Annotated in this window: 4 protein-coding genes; 2 read left to right on the forward strand and 2 right to left on the reverse strand. The window is 76.1% G+C overall.

Translation table 11 applies throughout. The annotated features are described in order from the left end of the window. The first annotated feature begins 15 nt into the window (after nt 1-15). On the forward strand, nt 16-9,615 hold the full coding sequence (locus ACNF49_RS39005; RefSeq protein ID WP_482940801.1) for a non-ribosomal peptide synthetase: 9,600 nt from the start codon (nt 16-18) through the stop codon (nt 9,613-9,615). A 7-nt stretch (nt 9,616-9,622) separates the two neighbouring features. Here ACNF49_RS39005 and ACNF49_RS39010 read toward each other — a convergent pair whose 3' ends face one another. After that, nucleotides 9,623-10,792: an MAB_1171c family putative transporter gene (locus ACNF49_RS39010; RefSeq protein ID WP_482940802.1), complete on the reverse strand. Its 1,170-nt coding sequence runs from the start codon at nt 10,790-10,792 to the stop codon at nt 9,623-9,625. Then, on the reverse strand, nt 10,785-11,327 hold the full coding sequence (locus tag ACNF49_RS39015) for a hypothetical protein (protein ID WP_357971290.1): 543 nt from the start codon (nt 11,325-11,327) through the stop codon (nt 10,785-10,787). The genes ACNF49_RS39010 and ACNF49_RS39015 overlap by 8 nt, the downstream gene beginning before the upstream one ends. 330 nt (nt 11,328-11,657) lie before the next feature. Here ACNF49_RS39015 and ACNF49_RS39020 point away from each other — a divergent pair, with 330 nt between their 5' ends. After that, nucleotides 11,658-24,083 carry a non-ribosomal peptide synthetase gene (locus tag ACNF49_RS39020; RefSeq protein WP_482940803.1) on the forward strand — a complete coding sequence of 4,142 codons (12,426 nt, stop codon included), beginning with the start codon at nt 11,658-11,660 and terminating at the stop codon, nt 24,081-24,083. Nucleotide 24,084 lies beyond the last annotated feature (1 nt).

Genomic DNA, 24,084 nt, shown 5'->3' on the forward strand with positions numbered 1-24,084 from the left:
TAGGAGCACCGGGTGATGGACAACTCGACACGTGACGTCCTCGATCTGTTCGCCGAGCGGGTCCGGCTGGCCCCCGGCGCGACCGCCGTCTCCTCGGCCGCGGGCTCGCTCGCCTACCGGGAGCTCGACGCGCGCGCGAACGGGTTCGCCCATCGCCTGCGCGGGCTCGGGGCGGGCCCTGACACGCTCGTCGCCGTCCACGCCGAGCGCGGCCCCGACCTCGTCGTGGCGCTGCTCGGCGTGCTCAAGGCGGGCGCCGCGTACCTGCCGCTGGATCCCGGCGTGCCGGCGAGCCGCCTCGCCGTCGTGATCGACGACGCGGGCGCGCCCGTCGTCGTCACCCAGCGGGCGCTGCGCGGGCGGCTGCCCGTGACGGCCGCGCGGGTGGTGTGCGTGGACGACGATCCCGCGCCGCTCGCCGACGCGCCGCCCGCTCCCCCGGGCCGTCCGGCGGACCTGGCGTACGCGATCTACACCTCCGGCTCCACCGGCCGCCCCAAGGGAGTGCTGGTCGAACGCCGGCAGCTCGCCGCCTACCTGGCCTGCTGCCTGCGGGACTACCCGGGGCTGGCGGGCACGGCGCTGCTGCACTCGTCGATCTCGTTCGACCTGTCGGTGACCACGTTGTGGGGGCCGCTCGTCGCGGGCGGGCGCGTCCACGCGGGGACGCTGGACGAGCCGGGCGGCGTCCGGCCGTCCTTCCTGAAGATCACCCCGAGCCACCTGCCGCTGCTGGAGGGCGGGTCGCCGGACGCCTGTCCGGAGCGCGGCGAGCTGGTGATCGGCGGCGAGGCGCTGCACGGCGACGCGCTCGGCCGCTGGCGCGCGACCCGTCCGGGCGTGACGGTGGTCAACGAGTACGGCCCCACGGAGACGACGGTCGGCTGCGTGGCCTTCCGCCTCGAACCCGGCGACAGCACGCCCGGCGGCCCGGTGCCGATCGGCCGGCCGATGTCCGGGGCGCGGGCCTACGTCCTCGACGCCCGGCTGCGGCCCGTCCCGCCGGGCGAGCGGGGCGAGTTGTACGTCGCCGGCGCCGGGGTGGCCCGCGGGTACCGGGGCCGTCCCGGCGGCACCGCCGAACGGTTCGTCGCCGACCCGTACGGGACGGACGGCGAACGCATGTACCGCACCGGTGACGTGGTCCGCCTCCTGCCGGACGGGGAGCTCGAATACCTCGGCCGGGCCGACGACCAGGTCAAGGTCGGCGGGCACCGGATCGAGCCCGGCGAGATCGAGGCCGCCCTGACCCGGCATCCGCGGGTGGCCGCCGCCGCGGTCGTCGCCGACGGCGACCGCCTGGTGGCCCACATCGTCCCCATCGCCCGGCCCACCGCCTCCTTGGAGGCACCGGCCGGCGTGTCCGTCAGGGAAGCGGCCGGGCCGTCGCCTGAGCAGTTGCGGGCCTTCCTCGCCCGGGACCTGCCCGAGTACCTGATCCCCTCGGTGTTCCAGCATCTCGACCGGCTCCCCCTCGCGGCCAGCGGCAAGGTGGACCGCGCCGCCCTGCCCGCCGCGGGCCCCCAGGGCTCCACCGGCTACACGCCGCCCGGCGGTCACGAGGAACGGGTGATCGCGGAGTTGTGGGCCGAGGTGCTGGGCCTGGACCGGGTGGGCGTGACCGACGACTTCTTCGCCATCGGCGGCAACTCCCTGCTGGCCTTCCGTGTGGTGCCGCGCATCCGTGCCGCGCTCGGCACCAGCCTGTCCCCACGGGCGATCTTCCGCGAACGCACGGTGGCCGCCCTGGCCGCCTCCCTGAAACCGGACGAGAACCGCGCCGGGGCGCACGCCGAGGGCGCGGACGTCGTCACCCCGCTCCCGCCCGGACGCGACGCGCCGCTCTCCTACGCCCAGCGGCGTTTCTGGTTCTTCCACGCGCACGACCCCGGCGGCACCGAGTACAACGTCCGGTTCGGCTACCGGCTGAGCGGGCCGTTCGACCCCGGGGCGCTGCGCACCGCGCTCGGCGAGCTCATCGCCCGGCACGAGCCGCTGCGCACGACGATCGAGGACGGCGGCGCCGATCCCGCGCGGGCCGAACCCGTACAGAAGGTGCATGCGGCCGTCGAGGTACCGCTGACCGTCACCGACGTCGCCGGCCTCCCCGGCGAGGAGCTGGACCGCATGGTGCGGCACGAGGTGACCCGGCCCTTCGACCTGGCCCGGGGCCCCGTGCTGCGCCTGGCCGTGCTGCGCCGGTCCGCCGAGGACCACCTGCTGCTGCTGAGCCTGCACCACTCGGTGATCGACGCCGTGTCCATGCGCATCCTGGCCGACGAACTGGGCCTGCTCTACGACGCCGCCCGCCACGGCCACCGGGCCGCCCTCGCGCCGCTGCCCGTCCGGTACGCCGACTACGCCGCCTGGCAGCGCGACCGCTGGACCGACGACAGCCTGGCGGACCAGCTCGACCACTGGCGTCGCCGGCTCGACGGGATCACCCCGCTCGACCTGCCCGCCGACCGGCCGCGCCCGGCCGTGCGCGGCTCGGCGGGGGCCGCGCACCGCTTCACCGTCCCGGCGGAGCTGGCCTCCGCGCTCGGGGACCTCGCCGCACGCGCCGGGGCGACGCCGTTCATGGTGCTGGTCGCGGCCTGCCAGGTGCTCCTGTCCAGGTACGCCGGCCAGCGGGACGTCTCGGTCGGCACCCCCGTCTCCGGACGCGACCTGCCCGAGCTCGAACCGCTCATCGGCTGCTTCGTCAACACCCTGGTGCTGCGCTCCACCGTGGACGAGCGCGCCACGTTCGCCGAGTTCCTGGGCGCGGTGCGGGAGACCGTGCTGAACGCCTTCGCCAACCGCGACGTGCCCTTCGACCGGCTGGTGCGCGAGCTGGACGCCGAGCGCGATCCCAGCAGGACGCCCCTGGTGCAGGCCATGGTGGCATTGCAGAACGCGCCGCCGAAGACGCCGCGCTTCGCCGGGGCGCGTACCGAGCCGTACCGGCTGCCGCACGTGTCCTCGATCTTCGACGTCACGCTGGAGTTCGTCGAGCGCGATGACGGCGGCGCGCTCGACGCGATGATCGAGTACAGCACGGACCTGTTCGAGGCCGCGACCGCCGAGCGGATGGCCGCGCACCTGATCGCGCTGCTGGCAGCGGTGACCGCGGCCCCGGACCGCCTCCTGGCCCGCCTCCCCCTGCCCCCCGTTCCTGCTCCCGCGCCCGCCGACGCCGCACTGACCGGACCCGCCCTGACCGGACCCGCGCTGACCGGACCCGCCGGTCCCGGTGCCGCTCGCGGCGGGACCGGCGGCGAGCGGGCCGAGCAGGCTGGGCGGGCTGGGCGGCCGGTGCATGTGCAGGTGAGTGAGTGGGCCCGGGTCGCACCCGACGCCGTCGCGCTGGAGTGGGACGGCGGCACCCGCACCTACGCCGACCTCGACCGGCGCGCCGACCGGCTGGCGCACCGGCTGCGCGGCCTCGGCGTGGGCCGGGGCGTGCCCGTGGTGGTGTGCATGGAACGCGGCCCGGACATGGTGACCGCCGCCCTCGGCGTGCTCAAGGCGGGCGGCGCGTACGTGCCGCTCGACCCCGGCATCCCGGCCGAGCGGCTGGCGTACGTGATGGCCGACACCGGCGCGCCGATCCTGCTGGCCGACGAGGACCACGAGGGGCTGCCGGTCGTACGCCCCGGCGACGCGGAGACGGGCCACGCCCCCTCCGACGCGGAGACGGGCGACCGTCCCGGCGCCGGGCCCGGGTGCGGGACGGAGCCGGGCGACCTGGCGTACATCATCTACACCTCCGGCTCCACGGGCCGTCCCAAGGGCGTCATGATCGAGCACCGCGGCCTGGCCGACCTGTGCGCCTGGCACGTGGCGGCGTTCGGGGTGGTGCCGCGCGACCGGGCGTCCCAGGTGGCCTCGCTCGGGTTCGACGCCGCCGTGTGGGAGGTCTGGCCCTACCTGTGCGCGGGGGCCCGCGTCGCCTTCCCCGGCCAGGACGCGCTGGACGACCCGGACGAGCTGGTGACCTGGTTCACCGCCATGGGCACCACGATCTGCTTCCTGCCGACGCCCCGGCTGGAGACCGTGCTCGACCTGCCCGCGATCGACGGGACGGCGCTGCGTACCGTCCTGACCGGCGGCGACGTGCTGCGCCGCCGGCCGCGGCCCGGCATCCCGTTCCGGCTGGTCAACAACTACGGCCCCACCGAGGCCACCGTCGTGGCCACCGCCGGGGACGTGAGCCGGGAGGGCGAGGGGCTGCCGCCGATCGGCCGCCCGCTGGCCGGCAGCGCCGGGTACGTCCTGGACGCCTACGCCAACCCGGTCCCGGAGGGCGTGCCCGGCGAGCTGTACTTGTCGGGGCCCGGCCTGGCCAGGGGCTACCTGAATCGGCCCGGCCGCACCGCCGAGCGCTTCGTCGCCGACCCGTTCGGCCCGCCGGGCGGACGGATGTACCGGACCGGGGACCTGGTCCGCCGGCTGCCCGGCGGCGAGCTGGAGTACCTGGGGCGGAGCGACGACCAGGTGAAGATCCGCGGCTTCCGGGTGGAGCCGGGCGAGATCGAGGCCGCCCTCCAGCGCCACCCCTCGGTGGGCGGCGCGGTCGTGCTGGCCTCCGCCGGACGCGACCGCCTCAACGGGTACGTCACCCCGGCGGGCGACGCCGAACCCGACCCCGCCGCGCTGCGCGCCTTCCTGGCCAGGTCGCTGCCCGACCACATGATCCCCGCGGTGATCATGGTGCTGCCCGCGTTCCCGCTGACCGAGCGGGGCAAGGTGGACCGGGCGGCGCTGCCCGAGCCCGGCGCGCGGGCGGGGGCGGCGGCCTACGTCGCGCCCTCGGGGCCCGTGCAGCGGGAGCTGGCCGCGATCTGGGGCGAGGTGCTGGGCGTCGAGCGCGTGGGAGCCGAGGACTCCTTCTTCACGCTGGGCGGCGACTCGATCCTGGCCATCCAGGTCGTGTCCAGGGCGCAGCGCGCCGGGCTGCGGCTCACCGCGCGTGACCTGTTCCGGCGGCAGACCGTGGCGGCCCTGGCGCCGTACGTGCGGCGGGCCGAGCGGCCCGCGAACGCCACCGCCGAGGACGCCGCCGACGGCGGGCCCGCTCCGCTGACGCCGATCCAGCGTTTCCTGTTCGACCGGTTCACCGTGCCGGGGACGTTCCACCAGTACGTGGAGGCCGAGCTGGCGGAGGACGTGGACGTACGGGCGCTGGGCGTGGCGGTGTCGGCCCTGGTCACCCGGCACGCCGCGCTGCGCACCCGCTTCACGGGGCACGACGGCGGACGATCCCAGCACGTCACGCCGCCACCGGCCGAGGACGTCCTGCGCCACGTCCGTCTCGACGGCGAGACCGGCGAAGGGGACGCGGCGGGCGCGGCGGCCCGCGGCGGCGACGCGCTGGACGTGATGGCGCGCGAGAGCGAGGCCGTGCAGCGTGGCATCGACGCCGAGCGCGGGCCCGTGTTCGCGGCGGTGCTGTTCACCGGCTCCGGCGCGCCGCGGCTGCTGCTCACCGCGCACCACCTCGTCGTGGACGGCGTGTCCTGGCGGGTGCTGCTCCAGGACCTGCACACCGCCTACGGGCAGGCCGTCCGCGGCGAGCCCGTCGACCTGGGCGCGGAGACCGCCTCCTTCGTGAGCTGGTCCCGCGCCCTATCCGCGCACGCCGCCGCCGGCGCCTTCGACGGCGAGCTCCCCCACTGGACCCGGGCGGCCGGCGTCGCGGGCGGGGCGGACATCCCGCTGGACCGCGAGGGGGCGAACCTCGTGGCGTCGGGACGGCGTACCACGGTGTCGCTGGACGAGGAGACCACCCGCGCCCTGCTGCGCGACGTCCCCGGCGTCTACCGTACGGAGGTCAACGAGGTGCTGCTGGCCGCGCTGGCCCGCACCCTGGGCGACTGGACCGGGCGTACGGACCTGCTGCTGGCCGCCGAGGGCCACGGCCGGGAGGAGATCCTCCCCGGCACCGACCTGTCCCGCACGGTCGGCTGGTTCACCACCTACTTCCCGCTGGCCCTGCGCCTGCCCGACGGCGGCGACGGAGGCGGCGACGGCGGCTGGGGTGAGCTGCTGAAGAGCGTCAAGGAGCAGGTCAGGGCCGTCCCGGGCCGCGGCTTCGGGTACGGCGTGCTGCGTCACCTGCGCGGCACCGCGCCCGAGTGCCACCCCGGCGTCTGCTTCAACTACCTCGGCCGGTTCGACCCGCCTCTGGGCGACCTCTACCGGGACGTCGCGCCCATCGGCCTGTTCCAGGACCCCGGCGACGTCCGGCCACACCTCCTGGACGTCGTCGCCGCGGTGCGCGCCGGCCGGCTGGAGGTGACCTGGGAGTACTCGGCCGACCTGCACGACGAGGCCACCGTCGCCCGGCTCGCGGACGGGTTCGCCGCGAACGTGACCCGGCTGGTACGCCACTGCGCAGAACCGGGCGCGGGCGGGCGCACCCCGTCGGACTTCCCGCTGACGGGGCTGGACCAGGCGAGCCTGGACCGGCTGATCGGCGACGGAGGCGACGTGACCGACATCGCCGACGTCTACCCGCTCACCCCCGGCCAGGCCGGCATGCTCTACGAGTGCCTGGCGGCCGGCGACGACCTGTACGTGGCCCAGTTCGGGATGCTGCTCGACGGCGTCACCGACCCCGGGACGCTGGCGCGGGCGTGGCAGTCGGTCGTGGACCGGACGCCCGTGCTGCGCACGTCCCTGGCCTGGGACGGCCTGGACCACCCCGTGCAGATCGTGCACGGACGGGCCCGGCTGCCGGTCGTCCGGCACGACTGGCGCCGCCTGCCCGAGGACGAACGGCGGGCCGCGCTGGCCGCCCTCCTCGCCGCGGACCGGGCCGCGGGCCTGGACCTGACGGCCGCGCCGCCGTCCAGGCTGGCGGTCATCCGGCTGGACGACGACACCGTGCGCGTCGTGTGGACCCTGCACCACATCCTGCTGGACGGCTGGAGCGTGCACCGGCTGCTGCGCGACGTCCTGGCCGCGTACGCCCGGCTCTCCGGAGAGGGCGACGGCGGCGCGCCCGAGCCGCGCCGCCCCTTCCGCGACTACGTGGAATGGCTGGCCGGCCGCGACCTCGCCGCGGACGAGACCTACTGGCGGGAGGCGCTGGCCGGGCTCACCGCCCCGACGCCGCTGCCCTACGACCGGCCGCCCGGCAGGCGACACCGTCCGAAGGCGGCCGGACGGGTCCGCGCCGCCCTGCCGCCCGACCTGACCCGGCGGCTGGCCGACCGGGCCGCGGCGGCCGGTCTGACGCTCAACACGGTGGTCCAGGGCGCGTGGTCGATCCTGCTGTCCCGGCACAGCGGCGAGCCGCGGGTGTGCTTCGGCGCCACGGTGTCGGGCCGCCCCGAGGAGCTGGACGGCGCCGAGTCCATGATCGGCATCTTCATCCAGACGCTGCCCGTCCACGTCCACGTGGACGGCGCCCGCCCGCTGCTGCCCTGGCTGCGCGAGCTCCAGGAGTCGCAGGCGGGGGCGCGGGAGCACGAGGCGGCCTCGCTCACCCGGATCCGCGGGTGGAGCGACCTGCCGCCGGGGACGGCGTTGTTCGACAGCATCGTGGTCTTCGAGAACTACCCGATCGACTACTCCGCCCCCGGCCCGCGCCTGCGGGACGTGGACGCCGCCGAGGCGAACGGCTACCCGCTCGGCCTGGTCGTCTACCCGGGCGAGGAGCTGTCGTTCGTCCTGCTGCACGACGAGGAGCTGTTCGACGCCGCGACCGTGCGGCGGCTCGGCGAGGGCCTGTCGGCGCTGCTCGGGCAGCTCGCCGCGGACCCCGGCGGGACCGTCGGGTCGCTGAGCGCGGTGAGCACGCGGGAGCGGCGGCTGACGCTGACGGAGTGGAACGACACCGCGCGCGACCACCCGCGCCGGACGGTCTGCGAGCTGTTCGCCGAGCGGGCGCGGGAGCTGCCCGGCGCGGTGGCGGTGCGCGGCGGCGGCGCGGAGCTGACGTACGGCGAGCTCGACCGCCGGTCCGGGGAGCTGGCGGCGGTGCTGGCCGGGCTCGGCGTGCGCGCCGAGTCCAGGGTGGCGGTGTTGCAGGGACGCTCGCCGGACGCGCTGGTGTCGATGCTGGCCGTGCTCAGGGCGGGCGGCGCGTACGTGCCGCTGCACCCGGACTTCCCGGCCGGGCGCATGCGGTGGATCCTGCGGGACACGGGCGCGGTCGCGGTGCTGACCGACCGGTCGCTGGCCGGGCGCGCCGCGGACCTGGGCCTGCCCGCCGTCGAGGTGGACGGCGACCTGCCCGCCCCCGGCCCCGCCGCCCCGCTGTCCGCCGCCCTGCCGGGCTCGCTGGCGTACGTGATGTACACCTCGGGCTCGACCGGGTTGCCCAAGGGCGTCGCGGTCACCCACGAGAACGTGGTGAGCCTGGCCCTGGACCACCGCTGGCGCGGCGGCGGGCACGACCGGGTGTTGTTCCACTCGCCGCACGCCTTCGACGCGGCCACGTACGAGATGTGGGTGCCGCTGCTGGCGGGCGGCGAGGTGGTGGTCGCGCCCGGCGACCTGGACGCGCGGCGGCTGCGGGCGCTGGCGGCCGAGCACGGCGTCACGGGGATGTTCGTCACGTCGGCGCTGTTCAACCTGTTCGCCGAAGAGCTGCCCGAGTGTTTCGCCGGGCTGCGCGAGGTGTGGACGGGTGGCGAGGCGGCCTCGCCGCAGGCGCTCGCCCGGGTGATCGACCACTGCCCCGGGACCACGTTCCACAACGGGTACGGGCCCACCGAGACCACCACGTTCGCCACGACCCGGGAGATGACCCCTGAGATCGTACGGACGGGACGGGCGCCGATCGGCCGTCCCATGGACGACACCCGCGCCTACGTGCTGGACGCCGCCCTGGCGCCGGTGCCCGTCGGTGCGCCGGGCGAGCTGTACCTGGCGGGCGCCGGCCTGGCCAGGGGCTATCTCGGCAGGCCGGCGCTGACCGCCGAACGATTCGTGGCCGACCCGTTCGGCGGCGGCGGGCGGCTCTACCGCACCGGGGACCGGGTCCGCTGGACGGCCGGAGGCGATCTGGAGTTCCTCGGCCGGGTGGACGGCCAGGTCAAGATCCGGGGCTTCCGGATCGAGACGGGCGAGGTGGAGGCCGCGCTCCTGGCGCACCCCGGGATCGCCGAGGCCGTCGCCATGGCCAGGCAGGACGCCGCCGGACGCCGGACGCTGGCGGCGTACGTGGTGCCGGCCGCCGGCGGGCCCGCGCCCTCGCACGAGGAGCTGGCCGCGAGCCTGGGCGCGCGGCTGCCCGCGTACATGGTGCCCGCGGCGTTCGTGTCCCTGGACCGGCTGCCGCTGAACGCCAACGGCAAGGTGGACCGCGCCGCCCTGCCGGAGCCCGCCCCGCCACGGGAGAAGGCGGCGTCGTACGTCGCGCCGCGCAACCCGACCGAGGAGGCGCTCGGCCGCATCTGGGAGCAGGTGCTCGGCCTGGACCGGGTGGGCGTGCACGACGACTTCTTCGCGCTGGGCGGCGACTCGATCACCAGCCTGCGGGTGACGTCACGGGTGCGGCCGGCGTTCGGCGTGGAGCTGTCGCCGCGCGACCTCTTCCTGACGCCGACCGTCGCCGGGCTGTCGGAGGTGGTGCAGGACAGGATCCTGGACTCCCTGGAGGAGGCGGTCCACCGGTCGTGACGGGGGCTCAGCGCGCGCCCAGCCGCCGGTAGGCGCGCGAGACGAGGCCGAGGAAGGCGGCGTCGCTGCTCAGGTCGACGCCGCCGGGCACGGCCGCCGGTCCGGCGCCGCCGTCGGGCGGCAGGCCGCGGGCGCGGGCGCGGATGGCCGCGTCCACCGCGGCGGCCTCGGCGAACGCCTCCAGCCGCTGCCCGCGCAGGCCGGACCGCGCGCCCTCCCGCCGGGCCGCGTCCGTCACGCGCGGGTCCAGGTACGGCTCCAGCGCGATCCGGCCGTCCCGGATCTCCACGAACCGCCGGTACAGCCGCAGGTCCAGGTCGCGGAAGGTGACCAGCTCGGTCAGGAAGGGGGCCGGGGCCAGCAGCGCGATGTCCGGGCTGGCCCGGTAGAGCGCCCGCCACAGGGGACGCAGCCGCAGGTGCAGCCGGAAGTCGCGGAACCAGCGCAGCCGCGCGGGCCACCACGACGGCAGGGCCAGGCCGAGCAGCACCGCGAGCGCGCCGAGCGGCACCAGCAGCATGTCCGCAGGCGCGCGCAGCAGGCCGGGGTAGTCAGCGCCGATCCGCCGGCAGGTGAAGTAGGCCGCCTTGTGCAGGTGGTAGAGCACGATCAGGGACGCGCCCACGGCGATCAGGCGCAGCCCCGCGCTCACCGCCCGGTTCTCCGTCTGGCGGGCCTCACGCAGGGCGAACCAGGTGACGTGGCACAACACCGGCACGAGGTAGCACAGGAAGATGAGCCAGTATTCGAGCACGCCCGGCGTGTCCCCGTAGCGGACGGCGAAGCGCGGGCTGTTGACCGGCGTACGGGCCAGGGCGAAGGTCAGGCACATGCCGAGCAGCACGAGCGCCGGCCAGGCGGCCTCGCCCCACGTACGGCGGCGCGGCCCGTCCGGCGGCTGGCCGACCTGCCGCACGAACGTCTCGACCGACCAGGCGACGGCCAGCATGAACGCGTGGGACACCAGCCTGGCCAGGTTCGGCACGCCGGTCAGCCGCCAGACGGCGTCGTAGGCCCAGGGCGTGTTGACCGTCGTCGAGGCGGCGATCGCGGCCAGGATGCCGAACACCGCCCGCCCGGCCGGGTCCCGCCCCCAGGAGCGCACGGCGGCCAGCCGGTACGCCGTCAGCGCGCAGGCCAGCACCGCGGGGCCGTTGAGCCGCAGCCAGTCACCCACGGCCGAGGCCGGACACCCCGCCGTGGAGCGCGTCGGCGGTCCCGGTGAGCACGGCGTCCACGCGCCGGACGTCCGACGCCCGCGGGCGCGCCTCCCGGCAGGCCCGCTGCCAGATGAGCGAGGCGAGCAGCTCGGCCTCCTGCTCCTCCTCCGACCCGTAGATCGAGCGCCTGAGCACGCGGCGGACGAGGGCGGGGTTGAGGCTGGGGAACAACACGTGCCGCTGGGCCCTCGGGCCGGCCTCGGGGTAGTGGCCGCAGATCACGTGGCTCAGCTCGTGCAGGATGATGTGGTCCTGGTGCGGCGGCGTCGTGTCGGGCTTGTAGAAGATCAGGTCGGTCGCCTCGGTGGCCAGCCAGGCGCCCAGCATCTCGTCGTCGCCGGGCAGCTCCAGGAGCCGGATGGGCCGCCCCCGCTCGGCGGCGACCAGGTCGCAGAGCGTTCTGACGCGATAGGGCCGCGGCATGGGTAATCGGCGGGCGATCTCCGCGCAGCGACGCCGCATGAGCCTGAACTTCTTGCCGGCGGGAGTCATACCTCTCCAGGGCTAACAATTCAGCATCGACATCCGATCACGATCGTGTCGCATCCGCTTCGACCATGACAACGTCGTGCTTGCTCTGCCCCTTGGGCCGCCGGCCTAACCAGCTCCGCACCCGCTGCCCGTACCCGCCTCCGACCTGGTTCTTTAGCCGTCGGTTCAATGCTCTGGAGCGGCCGGGCGGCCGTTGACAACATCAGGAGGAGGCGGCGGGCGGCCTCGGACGACGCCCGCGAGGGCCGGGCCGCGCGCTTACCGCAGTTCATCGAAACGTCATCCAGGCGCGGACGGCCGACCGTCAACCGGAGGCTTGGAGACACCCCGATGCACATCTCTTCCCAGCGGGACGAGCGGATCGCGGCACTGCCGGAACACCTCCGTGACCAGATGCTGCGGAGACTGTCCGGCCGGTCGGCCGCCGACCCGATCCCGCGTACGGACACCACCGGCCCGGTCCCGCTCTCCCCCGCCCAGGAGCGGCTCTGGTTCATGTACGAGCTCGACCCGGACGCCGTGGACTACCTGGTGCCGCTGGCCGTACGGCTGAGGGGCGACCTGGACGTGCCCGCGCTGCGGACCGCGCTCACCCGGGTGGTGGCCCGGCACGAGACCCTGCGCACGACGTTCGGGTCCGTGGACGGGCGCGGCACGCAGCGGGTCATGCCCGCCGCCGAGGTGCCGCTGCCGCTGACGGACCTGTCGGAGCGGCCCGGCGAGCTGGACCGCCTGCTGGAGGAGGAGGCCCGCCGGCCCGTGGACCTGCGGGTGGGGCCGGTGTTCCGGGCCCGGCTGGTGCGGCTCGGCCCGCGCGAGCACGTGCTGACCGCCCACGCCCACCACATCGTCACCGACGGCTGGTCGTCGCGGGTGCTGCTCGACGACCTGGCCGCCCTGTACGCCGAGGCCGCCGGCGGCCCGCCCGCCGCCCTGCCGCCGCTGCCGGTGAGCTACGCCGACGTCAGCGCCTGGCAGCGGGAGCGGGCCTCGGGGCCGCAGGCCGGGGAGCAGCTCGCGTACTGGCGGCGCCGGCTGGACCGGCTGGCCCCCATGGACCTGCCGACGGACCGGCCGCGCCCGCCGGTCAGGAGTTCCGCCGGGGCGGCGTGCGCGTTCGAGGTGCCGGCGGACGTCACCGGGCGGCTACGGGAGATCGGCGAGCGGGCCGGCGCCACGCTCTTCATGACGCTGGTCGCCGCGGTGCACACGCTGCTGGCCCGCTACACCGGCCGTCCGGACGTGGCCGTGGCCACCGTCGTCTCCGGCCGGGACCGGGTCGAGACGGAGAACCTGGTCGGCTTCTTCGTCAACACGCTGGTGCTGCGCGGCGAGGTGGACGAGTCGCGCCCGTTCGAGGAGCTGCTGGGCCGGACGCGCACGACGGTGCTGGACGCGTTCGCCCACGACCGGGTGCCGTTCCAGCGGCTGGTGGAGGCGCTGCGCCCGGAACGCGACCCGAGCCGCCCGCCGCTGACGGAGGTGGCGGTCAACCTGCGCAACCTGCCGCCCGGCACGGCCGCCTTCCCCGGCCTGCGGGTCACCGAGCTGCCGCCGCCCGTGCTGGCCGCGAGCATGGACCTGTCGTTCGACTTCACCGAACGGGACGGCGCCCTGGCCGGGAGCCTGGCCTACAACACGAGCCTGTACGGCCCGGACACCGCCGAGCGGATGACCGCCCACCTGGTGCGCCTGCTCACCGGGATCGCGGCGGCGCACGGCCGGCCGCTGGCCGGGATCCCGCTGCTCGGCCGGACCGAGCACCGGCTGCTGACCTCGTTGTGGCCCGGGACCGGCGCCGGGCCGGAGACGCTGACGGTGCCGCGGCTGTTCGCCGAGCAGGCGGCGGCCCGGCCGGCGGCCCAGGCCGTGGTGTGCGGCGGCCGCTCGCTCACCTACGGCGAGCTGGACGAGCGCGCCGACCGGCTGGCCCGGCTGCTGGCCGCCAGGGGCGCGGGGCCGGAGCGGTACGTCGCGGTGGCGCTGCCCCGGTCGATCGACATGGTCGTGGCGGTGCTGGCGGTGCTCAGGGCCGGGGCCGCGTACCTGCCGGTGGACGTGGGGCAGCCGGCCGGCCGGATCGCGGCCATGGTCGCCGACACCCGTCCGGTGCTGGCGGTGGCCACCCGGGAGAGCGCGTCCGCGCTGCCCGCCTGCCTGCCGTTCGTCGAGCCGGACGACCCGGCGCCCGCCGGACCGTCCAGCGGACCGTCCGGCGGGGTCCCGGCCGTGCGGCCGGAGAACCCGGCCTACGTGATCTACACCTCCGGCTCCACCGGCCGGCCCAAGGCCGTGGTGGTCACGCACGAGGGCGTGCACGACATGGTGCGCGTCCAGCGCGAGCGCATGGACGCCGGGCCGGGCGCGCGGGTGCTGCAGTTCGCCTCGCTCTCCTTCGACGGCGCGTTCTGGGAGCTGGTGCTCGCCCTGCTGTCCGGGGGCACGCTCGTGGTCGCCACTGACGACGAGCGCCCGCCGGGCGCGCCGCTGGCCGGGCTGATCGCCCGCGAGCGGGTCACCCACGTCACGCTGCCGCCCACCGCGCTCGCGACGCTGCCCGCGGACGGCGTCCCCCGGGGCGCGGTCGTGGTGGTGGCGGGCGAGACGTGCCCGCCCGAGCTGGTGCGCGCCTGGTCGCCGGGGCGGCGGGTGTTCAACGGGTACGGGCCCACGGAGACCATGGTCGGCGCCACGCTGAGCGAACCGCTGACCCCGGCGGACGCCGACCCGGGGCCGGTGCCCATCGGGCGGCCGTTCCCGAGCATCCGGGCGTACGTGCTGGACGAGCGGCTCAGGCCCGCGCCCATCGGCGTGCCGGGCGAGCTGTACCTGGGCGGCACGCGCCTGGCCAGAGGGTATCTGAACCGGCCCGGCCTGACCGGCGAGCGGTTCGTGGCCGACCCGTACGGGCCGCCGGGCACCCGCATGTACCGCACCGGGGACCGGGCCTGCTGGCTGGCGAACGGCCGGCTGGAGCACGCGGGCCGCACCGACGACCAGGTCAAGCTGCGCGGGTTCCGGATCGAGCCGGGCGAGGTCGAGGCCGCGCTGTCGGAGCAGCCATGCGTGGTCGCCGCCGCCGCCGCGGTCAAGGAGGACGCGAACGGGACCAGGCGGCTGGTGGGCTACGTCGTACCGGCCGAGGGCGGCGCGGACCCCGCGGAGCTGCGCGAGGCCCTGCGGCGGCGGCTGCCCGAGCACATGGTGCCGACGGCGTTCGTCGTCCTGCCCGCCCTGCCGCTGACGCACAGCGGCAAGGTGGACCGGCGGGCCCTGCCCGCGCCGACCGGCGCCCGCCACAGCGGCGAGGAGTACGCCGAGCCGCGCACACCGGCCGAACGCGCGCTCGCCGAGGTGTGGGCGCGGGTCCTGGGCGTCGAGCGGGTGGGCGTGCACGACAACTTCTTCGACCTCGGCGGCGACTCCATCCTCGGGCTCCAGGTCGTCGCCGGGGCGCAGGCGGCGGGGCTGGCGCTGACCCCGCGCCTGATGTTCCTCCGCCAGACCGTCGCCGACCTGGCCGCCGAGCTGCCCGTCGGCCACCCCGACGGCCTGCCCGCCGACCTGCCGGGCGCGCGGGACGCCGAGGGCGGCCCGGTGAGCGGCGACGTGCCGCTCACGCCGATCCAGCACTGGTTCCTGGAGAACCTGGCCGACAGCCTGCCGCGGTTCAACCAGGCGGTCGCGCTGGAACCGCCCGCCGAAGCCGGCGACGACGACGTCGAGGCGGCGCTGACGGCCCTGGTCGAGCGGCACGACGCGCTGCGCCTGCGGCTGGAGCGGGACGGCGCCGGGTGGCGGCAGCACAACGCCGCCGCCGAGCACGGCCGGGTGCTGCGCCGCGTCGACCTGTCCGGCGTGCCCGAGGACGAGCGCGCCGGGTACGCCCACCGCGCGGCCGTGGAGGTGCAGACCTCGTTCGCGCTCGACCGCGGACCGCTGATCAAGGCCCTGCTGCTCACCGGCGACGGCCCCCGCCGGCTGTTCCTCGCCGCCCACCACCTGGTCGTGGACGGCGTGTCGTGGCGGGTGCTGCTGTCGGACCTGGACGTCGCCTGCCGCCAGGCCGCCGCCGGCGAGCCGATCCGGCTGGGCCCGCGTTCCACGTCGTTCCGCGAGTGGGCGCTGCGGCTGAGCGGCCACGCGGCGGCCGGCGGCTTCGACCACGAGCTGCCCCACTGGCGGCGGGTAAGGGAGCTGGCCGCCGAGGTCCCTCCACTGCCCGTGGACGACGCCGAGGGCGCGAACGTCGCCGGCGACCTGCGGACGGTGACGGCCACGCTGGACACCGGCCGCACCCGCCGGCTGCTGCGCGAGGTGCCGGAGGTCTACCGGACGCGCATCGACGAGGTGCTGCTCGGCGCGCTCGGCCGGGTGCTGGCCGGCTGGGCGGGTGGCACCCGCGTCCTGGTCGAGCTGGAGGGCCACGGCCGCGAGGAGCTGTTCCCCGAGGTGGACCTGTCGCGCACGGTCGGCTGGTTCACCACCGTCTCCCCCCTGGTGCTGGAGCTCCCGGACGGCGGCTGGGGCGACCTGCTCCGGTCCGTCAAGGAGCAGGTCAGGGCGGTCCCGCTGCGCGGACTCCGGTACGGCGCGCTGCGCCACCTGTCCCCCGCGGGGGCCGAGCTGCGCGACGACCGGCAGCCCGAGGTCGCCTTCAACTACCTGGGCCGGATGGAGTCGCGCGGCATGCTGCCGACTCCCGAGGGCACCGAGCGCGACCCGCGCCAGGAGCGCGTGCACCTGCTGGAGGTCAACGCGGTGGTGCGCGGTGACCGGCTGGAGATGCGCTGGTCGTACTCGTGCCGGCGGCATCGGGAGGCGACCGTGGCGGCCCTGGCCGAACGGATGACGGCGGCGCTGGCGGAGATCGTCGAGCACTGCGCGGAGCCCGGCGCGGGCGGCTGCACCCCCTCCGACTTCCCGCTGGCCCGGCTCGACCAGGCCGCCGTGGACCGCGTCGCGGGCGACGGCCGCTCGGTCGAGGACGTCTACCCGCTCACGCCGCTGCAGGGCGGCCTGCTCTTCCACTCGCTGGCCGACCCCGGCGCCGACACCTACGCCTCGCACTTCAGCCTCCTGCTCGACGGCGTGGACGACCCGGACCGCCTGGCGCTGGCCTGGCAGCAGGTCACCGACGACATCCCGGCGCTGCGCACGGCGATCGTCTGGCAGGACGTGCCCGAGCCCGTGCAGGTCGTGCGGCGCGGCGTGCGCCTCCCGGTCGAGCGGCACGACTGGCGCGGGCTGCCGGAGGCCGCGCGGCGGGCCGAGACCGAACGGCTGTGGGCGCGCCGCGCCGAACGCCGCCTCGACCTGGCCACCGCGCCGCTGGCGCGGCTGGTCGTCGCCCGCCTGACCGACACCCGGGTGCGGGTCTTCTGGACCGCGCACCACCTCATGCTCGACGGCTGGAGCGCGGCGCAGGTGCTGACCCAGGTGTTCGAGCGGTACGCGGGCCGTCCGGCCCCCGTGCGCAGGCCGTACCGGGACTACCTGGAATGGCTCGGGCGGCAGGACGTGGCGGCGGCCGAGCGGCACTGGCGGCGGGAGCTGGCCGGGTTCGCCGCGCCGACGCCGATCCCGTACGACCGGCCTCCGGCGCGGGCGCATCGGTCACGCTCCACCGCCGCCGTACGGGTGAGCCTGCCCGCCGACCGCTCCGCCCGCCTGTACGAGCGGGCCAGGAACGCGCGCCTGACGGTGAACACGCTGCTCCAGGGCGCGTGGGCGATCCTGCTGTCGCGCTACGCCGGGGAGCGGGAGGTGTGCTTCGGCGCCACCGTCTCCGGCCGGCCCGCCGGCCTGCGGGACGCCGGGTCGATCGTGGGGCTGTTCATCAACATGCTGCCCGTCCGGGTCGACGTGGACGGCGAGGCCGAGGTGTTCGGCTGGCTGCGCCGGCTCCAGGACCACCAGGCCGAGTGCCGCCAGTACGACTACCTGTCCCCCGCCCAGATCCACCGCTGCGGCGACCTGCCGGGCGGCGTGCCGCTGTTCGACAGCGTGCTGGTGTTCGAGAACTACCCCGAGGGCCGGCGCGACGGGCACGGCGTACGGGTGCTGGAGCACCTCGGCGACGAGCGCAGCAACTACCCGCTCATGATCACCGTGCACGCGGGCGACGAACTGACCATCGCCGCCGACTACGACCCGGCGCTGTTCGAGGAGGCCACCGCGGCCCGGCTGCTGGGCCATCTGGAGACCCTGCTCGACGCCCTCGCCGACGGCACCGCCCGGCGGACGGCGGACCTGCCCGTGCTCACCGCCGCCGAACGCGGGCAGCTGGCCGCCTGGAACGACACCGCGGCGCGGTTCCCCGCCGCCCGCCCGGTGCACGAGCTGTTCGCCGAGCAGGCCGCGCGCACCCCCGGCGACACCGCCGTGAGCTGCGGCCCCGACAGCCTGATCTTCGCCGAGCTGGACGGGCGGGCCGACCGGCTGGCGCACCTGCTGATCGAGCGCGGCGCGCGGCCGGGCACGCTGGTCGGCGTCTGCCTCGAACGCGGCGTGGACGCCGTGGCCGCGCTGCTCGGCGTGCTCAAGTCGGGGGCGGCGTTCGTGCCGCTCGACCCGGACCACCCGCGGGCCCTGCTGGAATCCATGCTGGCCGACTGTGCCGCCCCGCTCGTGGTCACCCGTCCGGCGCTGCTCGACCGGCTGGGCGGGACGGAGGCCGTCCTGCTGGACGATGCCGCCCTCGCCGCCGCCCCCGCCCGGCCGCCGCGCGTGCACGTCGGGCCGGACGACCTGGCGTACGTGATCTACACCTCGGGCTCGACGGGACGGCCGAAGGGCGTGATGGTCGAGCATCGCAACGTCCACCACATGACCCACGCCTGGGACGCCCGCTACGGCCTGGCCGGCACCCGGCCGCGCTGCCTGGCGGTCTCCAGCCAGTCGGTCGACCTGTTCTTCGGCGACTTCCTGCTGTCGGCGATGTTCGGCGGCGAGATGGTGATCTGCCCGGCCGACCGCGTCGGCGACCCCCGCGCCATGGCCGACCTGCTGGTGAGCAGCGGCGCGCACCTCATGGTGACCGTGCCGTCGCTGGCGGCGGCGGTGACCGAGGAGCTGGCGCGCGCGGGACGGCGGCCGGAGGCGCTGCGGGTGCTGATGGTCGGCTCGGAGGGCTGGCCGGTGGCCGAGGCCGAACGGGTGCTCGCCCGCCTCGGGCCCGGGACGATCGCGGTCAACGCCTACGGCGCGACGGAGACCACCGTGGACTCGACGGTGTTCCAGCTCGGCACGGCGCCCATGGGGCAGGGTGCGTACGCGCCGATCGGGCGGCCGTTCGCCAACACCCGCGTGCACGTGCTCGACGCCGGGCTGCGTCCGGTGCCGGTGGGCGTGACGGGCGAGATCTGCGTCGCGGGCGACGGGGTCGCGCGCGGATACTGGGGGCGTCCCGAGCTGACCGCGAGCCGGTTCCTGCGCGACGCCGCCGGGGAGCGCGTGTACCGTACCGGCGACCTGGGGCGCCGCCGGGCGGACGGCGAGCTGGAGATCGTCGGGCGCGCCGACGACCAGATCAAGGTCCGCGGGTTCCGCGTGGAGCTGGGCGAGGTGGAGGCCGCGCTGGCCCGCCACCCCGGGGTGGCCGCCGCCGCGGCGGCCGGGCACCGCGACGAGGCCGGGCGGACGCGGCTGGTCGGCTACGTCGTGCCGGCCGGCGAGGACGTCCCGGGTCCGGCCGAGCTGCGCGCGTTCATGGCCGCGCACGTGGCCGCGCAGGCGGTGCCGTCGGCGTTCGCCCGGCTGGACGCCCTGCCGCTGACCGCGGGCGGCACCCTCGACCGGCGGGCGCTGCCCGTGCCCGACGGGCCGCTCGACGCGGCCGTGCCCCGGGTCGCCCCGCGCGACGCCACCGAGTCGCTGCTGGCCGGGATCTGGGCCGAGGTGCTGGGCCTGGACGTGGCGGACGTGGGCGTCGAGGACGACTTCTTCGACCTCGGCGGCGACTCCGTCCTCAGCATCCGGGTGATCTCGCGGGTGCGCGCGGCGCTCGGCGCGGCGCCCTCGCCGCGCCAGCTCTTCGACACCCCGACCATCGCCGCCTTCGCAGGCACGCTCACCGCCGCCCCCGTGCCCGACGCCGTGGAACGGGTCGCGGGCGACGAGGGCCTGCCGCTGTCCTTCGCCCAGCAGCGGTTGTGGTTCCTCAGCGAGTTCGAGCCCGGCGGCTCGGAGTACAACACCGTGTACGGGCTGCGCCTGTCCGGCGAGCTGGACGTGGCGGCGCTGCGTACCGCGCTCGACCGGCTGGTGGAGCGGCACGAGGCGCTGCGCACGGTCTACGGCGACGTGGACGGCCGCGGCACGCAGACGATCCTGCCTCCCGGGCCGGTGCCCCTGCCGGTGACCGACGTGTCCGGCGCCGGCGATCCCGAGCGGGCGATGCGGGAGGCCGTGGAGCGGGCCGCGTCCCGGCCGTTCGACCTGCGGCGCGGGCCCGTGCTGCGGGCCACGCTGGTGCGGCTGGGCGCCGCCGAGCACGCGCTCGCGCTGGTCATGCACCACATCGCGACCGACGGCTGGTCGATGGGCGTGCTCGGCGCAGAGCTCGGCGCCTGCTACGCCGCCGCGCTCCGGGGCGAGCGGGCCGAGCTGCCGCCGCTCCCGCTGCGGTACGCCGACTTCGCCTCCTGGCAGCGCCGGCACCCGTCCGACCCCGGCTACTGGGAACGCCGGCTGGCCGGCCTCACGCCGCTCGCGCTGCCGCTCGACCGGCCCCGCCCGCCGGTACGGGTGGCCGACGGCGCGATGCGCCTGCTCGACGTCGCGCCGGGGACGCTGGACCGGCTCAAGGCGCTGGCCCGCGGGCACGACGCCACGCTGTTCATGGTCCTGACCGCCGTGACGCAGCTCCTGCTGTCCCGGATCTGCGGCCAGCGGGACGTCGCCGTCGGCACCGCGACGTCCGGACGTGGCCGGGCCGAGCTGGAGGGGCTGGTCGGGTTCTTCGTCAACACCGTCGTGCTCAGGTCCACGGTCAGCGGCTCGTCGTCGTTCGCGGCGTTCCTGGCCGAGGTTCGTTCGACCGTGCTGGAGGCGTTCGAGCACGAGGACGTGCCGTTCGAGCGGCTGGTCGAGCTGCTCCGGCCGGAGCGGGACCCGAGCAGGAACCCGCTGGTGGACGTCATGGTGGTGCTGGACAACACGCCGTCGGCCGACCCGGACCTGCCGGGCCTGCGCGCCACGCCGCTGCCGGCCGTCTCCGACCAGGTCAGCCACGACCTGACGATCGACTTCCACGAGCACGGCGGCCGGCTGACGGCGGCCATCGGCTACAGCACCGCGCTGTTCGACCATTCCACCGCCGAACGGCTGGCCGGCCACCTGACGACCCTGCTCGACGCCGTCGCGGCCGACCCCGGCGCCCTCCTGGCCGACCTGCCGATCATGACGGACGCCGACCGGGACCAGGTCCTGACCGGCTGGAACGACACGCGTGCCGCGGCGTCGTCCGCGCTGTTCACCGACCTGTTCGCCGAACGGGCCCGCGCCGACGCCGCGCTGCCCGCGCTGGCCTTCCGCGACCGCGTGCTCACCTTCGCCGAGCTGGACGCCCGCGCCGACCGTCTGGCGCGGCTGCTCCGGGCGCGCGGGGCCCGTCCCGAGACGCTGGTGGGACTGGCCTGCTCGCGCGGCGACTGGACGGTCGTGGCGCTGCTGGCGGTGCTCAAGGCCGGGGCCGCCTTCCTCCCGCTGGATCCCGACCTGCCGGACGAACGGCTGTCGTTCATGCTGGACGACGCCGCGCCGGTGATCGTCCTGACCGACCGGGAGGCGGCGTTCGGCCCGCCCGTGCCCGGCGAGCTGATCATGCTGGACGATCCCGCGCTGGTCGACGGCCAGCCGGACGGCCCGCCGGACTGGCCCGCGCCGCTCCCCGGGCACCCGGCGTACGTCATCTACACCTCCGGCTCGACCGGCCGGCCCAAGGGCGTGGTGCTCGAACACCGCGGGCTGGCCAACCTGTTCCTCGACCACCGGGCCGGCCTCATCCGTCCCGAGGCGGGCGGCGGGCGGCTCAGGGCGGGGCTCACCGCGGCGTTCAGCTTCGACACCTCGCTGGAGGGCGTGTTGTGGCTGGCCGACGGCCACGAGCTGCACGTGATCGACGACCTCACCCGGCGCGACCCGGAGGCGCTGCTGTGCTACATCGACCGGCACCGGATCGACGTGCTGGACCTGACGCCGTCCTACGCCGAGCAGCTCGTGCCGCTCGGCCTGCTCACCGGGGAACGGCACCGGCCGGCGGTGGTCATGCTGGGCGGCGAGGCGGTGGGCGAGGCGCTCTGGCGCGACCTGCGCACGGCCCCGGACACCGCCGGCTACAACTACTACGGGCCGACCGAGTGCACCGTGGACACCCTGTACTGCCGCCTGTCCGACAGCGAACGGCCCATCGTGGGCAGGCCGATGCGCAACACCCGGGCGTACGTGCTGGACGGGGGGCTGCGGCCGGTCCCCGTGGGCGTGGCCGGGGAGCTGTACCTCGCCGGTGACCAACTCGGCCGCGGTTACCTCGGCCGGCCCGCGCTCACCGCCGAACGGTTCGTCGCCGGGCCGTTCGAGCACGCGGGCGGGCGCATGTACCGCACCGGGGACCTGGCGCGGTGGCGTCCCGACGGCACGCTGGAGTACCTCGGCAGGACCGACGACCAGGTGAAGGTGCGCGGGTTCCGGATCGAACCCGGCGAGATCGAGGCGGTGCTCGGCGAACACCCGCAGGTGGCGCGGGCGACCGTCGTGGTGCTCGGGGACGGCCAGGGCGTGCCGCGGATCGCCGCGTACGTCGTGCCGGTGGCCGGGGCCGCGCCGGAGACCGCCGCACTGCGCGAGTTCGCCCGCGGCCGGCTGCCCGGCTACATGGTGCCGCACTTCTTCGTGACGCTGGACGAGCTGCCGCTGACCAGCAGCGGCAAGGTGGACCGGCGCGCCCTGCCGCAACCGTCCGCCACCGCGGCGGGCACGGCCGCGGACGGGCGGCTCGCGCCGCGCGACGGCGTGGAGTCGGCGCTGGTGGCGGTGTGGGCGGAGGTCCTGGGCGTCGAGGCCGGTGCGGTCGGGGTCGAGGACAACTTCTTCGACCTGGGCGGCGACTCCATCCTCAGCATGCAGATGGTCGCCAGGGCCCGGCGCGCCGGGATCGGCGTCACCGCCAAGGACCTCTTCCTGCACCAGACGATCGCCGAGCTGGCCCCGGTGGCTCGCGCCGCCCCCTCCTCCACGGACGCCGGCGACGTTCTCGGAGCCGGTGCGGTCGCCGGCGGGCCGGTGCCGTTGACGCCGGTGCAGCGGGCGTTCCTGGCCGGTCACCGGGTCGCGCCGCACCACTACAACCAGTCCATGCTGGCCGAGCTGACCGGCCCGGTGGACGAGGAGGCCCTGCGGGCCGCGCTCGCCGCGCTGGCGCGGCGGCACGACGCGCTGCGGTCCCGCTTCGAACGGGACAGCGACTTCCAACGGGACAGCGACTTCGAACGGGACAGCGACTTCGAACGGGACGGCGACGAATGGCGGCAGCACATCGCCCCCGCCGACGACGCGCGGCTGCCGCTGACCCGGCACGACCTGGCGCACCTGGACGCGGACACCGGCCTGCGGGCGGCCATGGACGAACGGGCCGCCGCCGCGGACGCCGGGTTCGACCTCGCCCGCGGCCCCCTGTGCCGGGCCCTGCTGTTCGACACCGGTCCCGGCCGCCGGCCGTGGTTGTACCTCACCGCCCACCACCTGGTGGTGGACGCCGTCTCCTGGCGCGTCCTGACCGAGGACCTGGAGACCGCGTACCGGCAGGCGGCCGGCGGCGAGCCGATCGACCTCGGCCCCGCCTCTTCGCCGTTCGGCACGTGGGCGACCAGGCTGGCCGGGTACGCCGCGGGCGACGGACCGGGCCGGGAGGCCGCGTACTGGACCGGGCTGCCGGAGCCGCCGCCGCTGCCGGTGGACCACGACGGCGACAACCTGGTCGGCTCGGTCGCCGTCGTGCCCGGCGCGCTGTCGGAGGAGGAGACCCGCGCGCTGGTCCGCGCCGCCCCCGCCGCCTTCCGCGTACGGCTCCACGAGCTGCTGGTCGCGGCCCTGGCCTGGACCCTCAGCCGGTGGAGCGGCGACGAGCGGGTGGTGATCGACATGGAGGGCCACGGCCGCGAGCACCTGTTCGACGACCTCGACCTGAGCAGGACCGTCGGCTGGTTCACCACGGAGTACCCGGCGGCCCTCACGCTGCCCGGCGGCGACGACTGGGCGAAGATCGTCCGATCGGTGCGCGAGCAGCTTCGCGCGATCCCCGGCAACGGGCTCGGCTACGGCCTGCTGCGCCATCTCGGCCCGCCGGGATCCGCCGGGGCGCAGCTGTCGTCGCGGCCCGTCCCGCAGGTGGCCTTCAACTACCACGGGCAGGCGGACGCGGCCGGCGGCCCCAGTGGCGGCCCCAGTGGCGGTCACAGTGGCGGCCCCGGTGGCGGCCTCCTGCACGCCTTCCACGACCCGATCGGCCGCGAGCAGAACCCGCGGGAGCGGGCCGACCACCTGCTGGAGGTGGTGGGCGCGATCCGGGACGGCCGGTTGTCGTTCGACTGGTACCACTCGCGGAACGTGCACGACCGGGCCACGGTGGACCGGCTCATGGCGGACTTCCTGGCCTGCCTGCGCTCGCTGGCCCACTACCCGGGCCCCCGCCACGCCACCGGCTCCGACTCCGGCTCCGACTCCGGCTCCGGCTCCGGCTCCGGCGGGGAGGGCTGAC

The sequence above is a fragment of the Actinomadura sp. ATCC 39365 genome, from assembly GCF_054392275.1.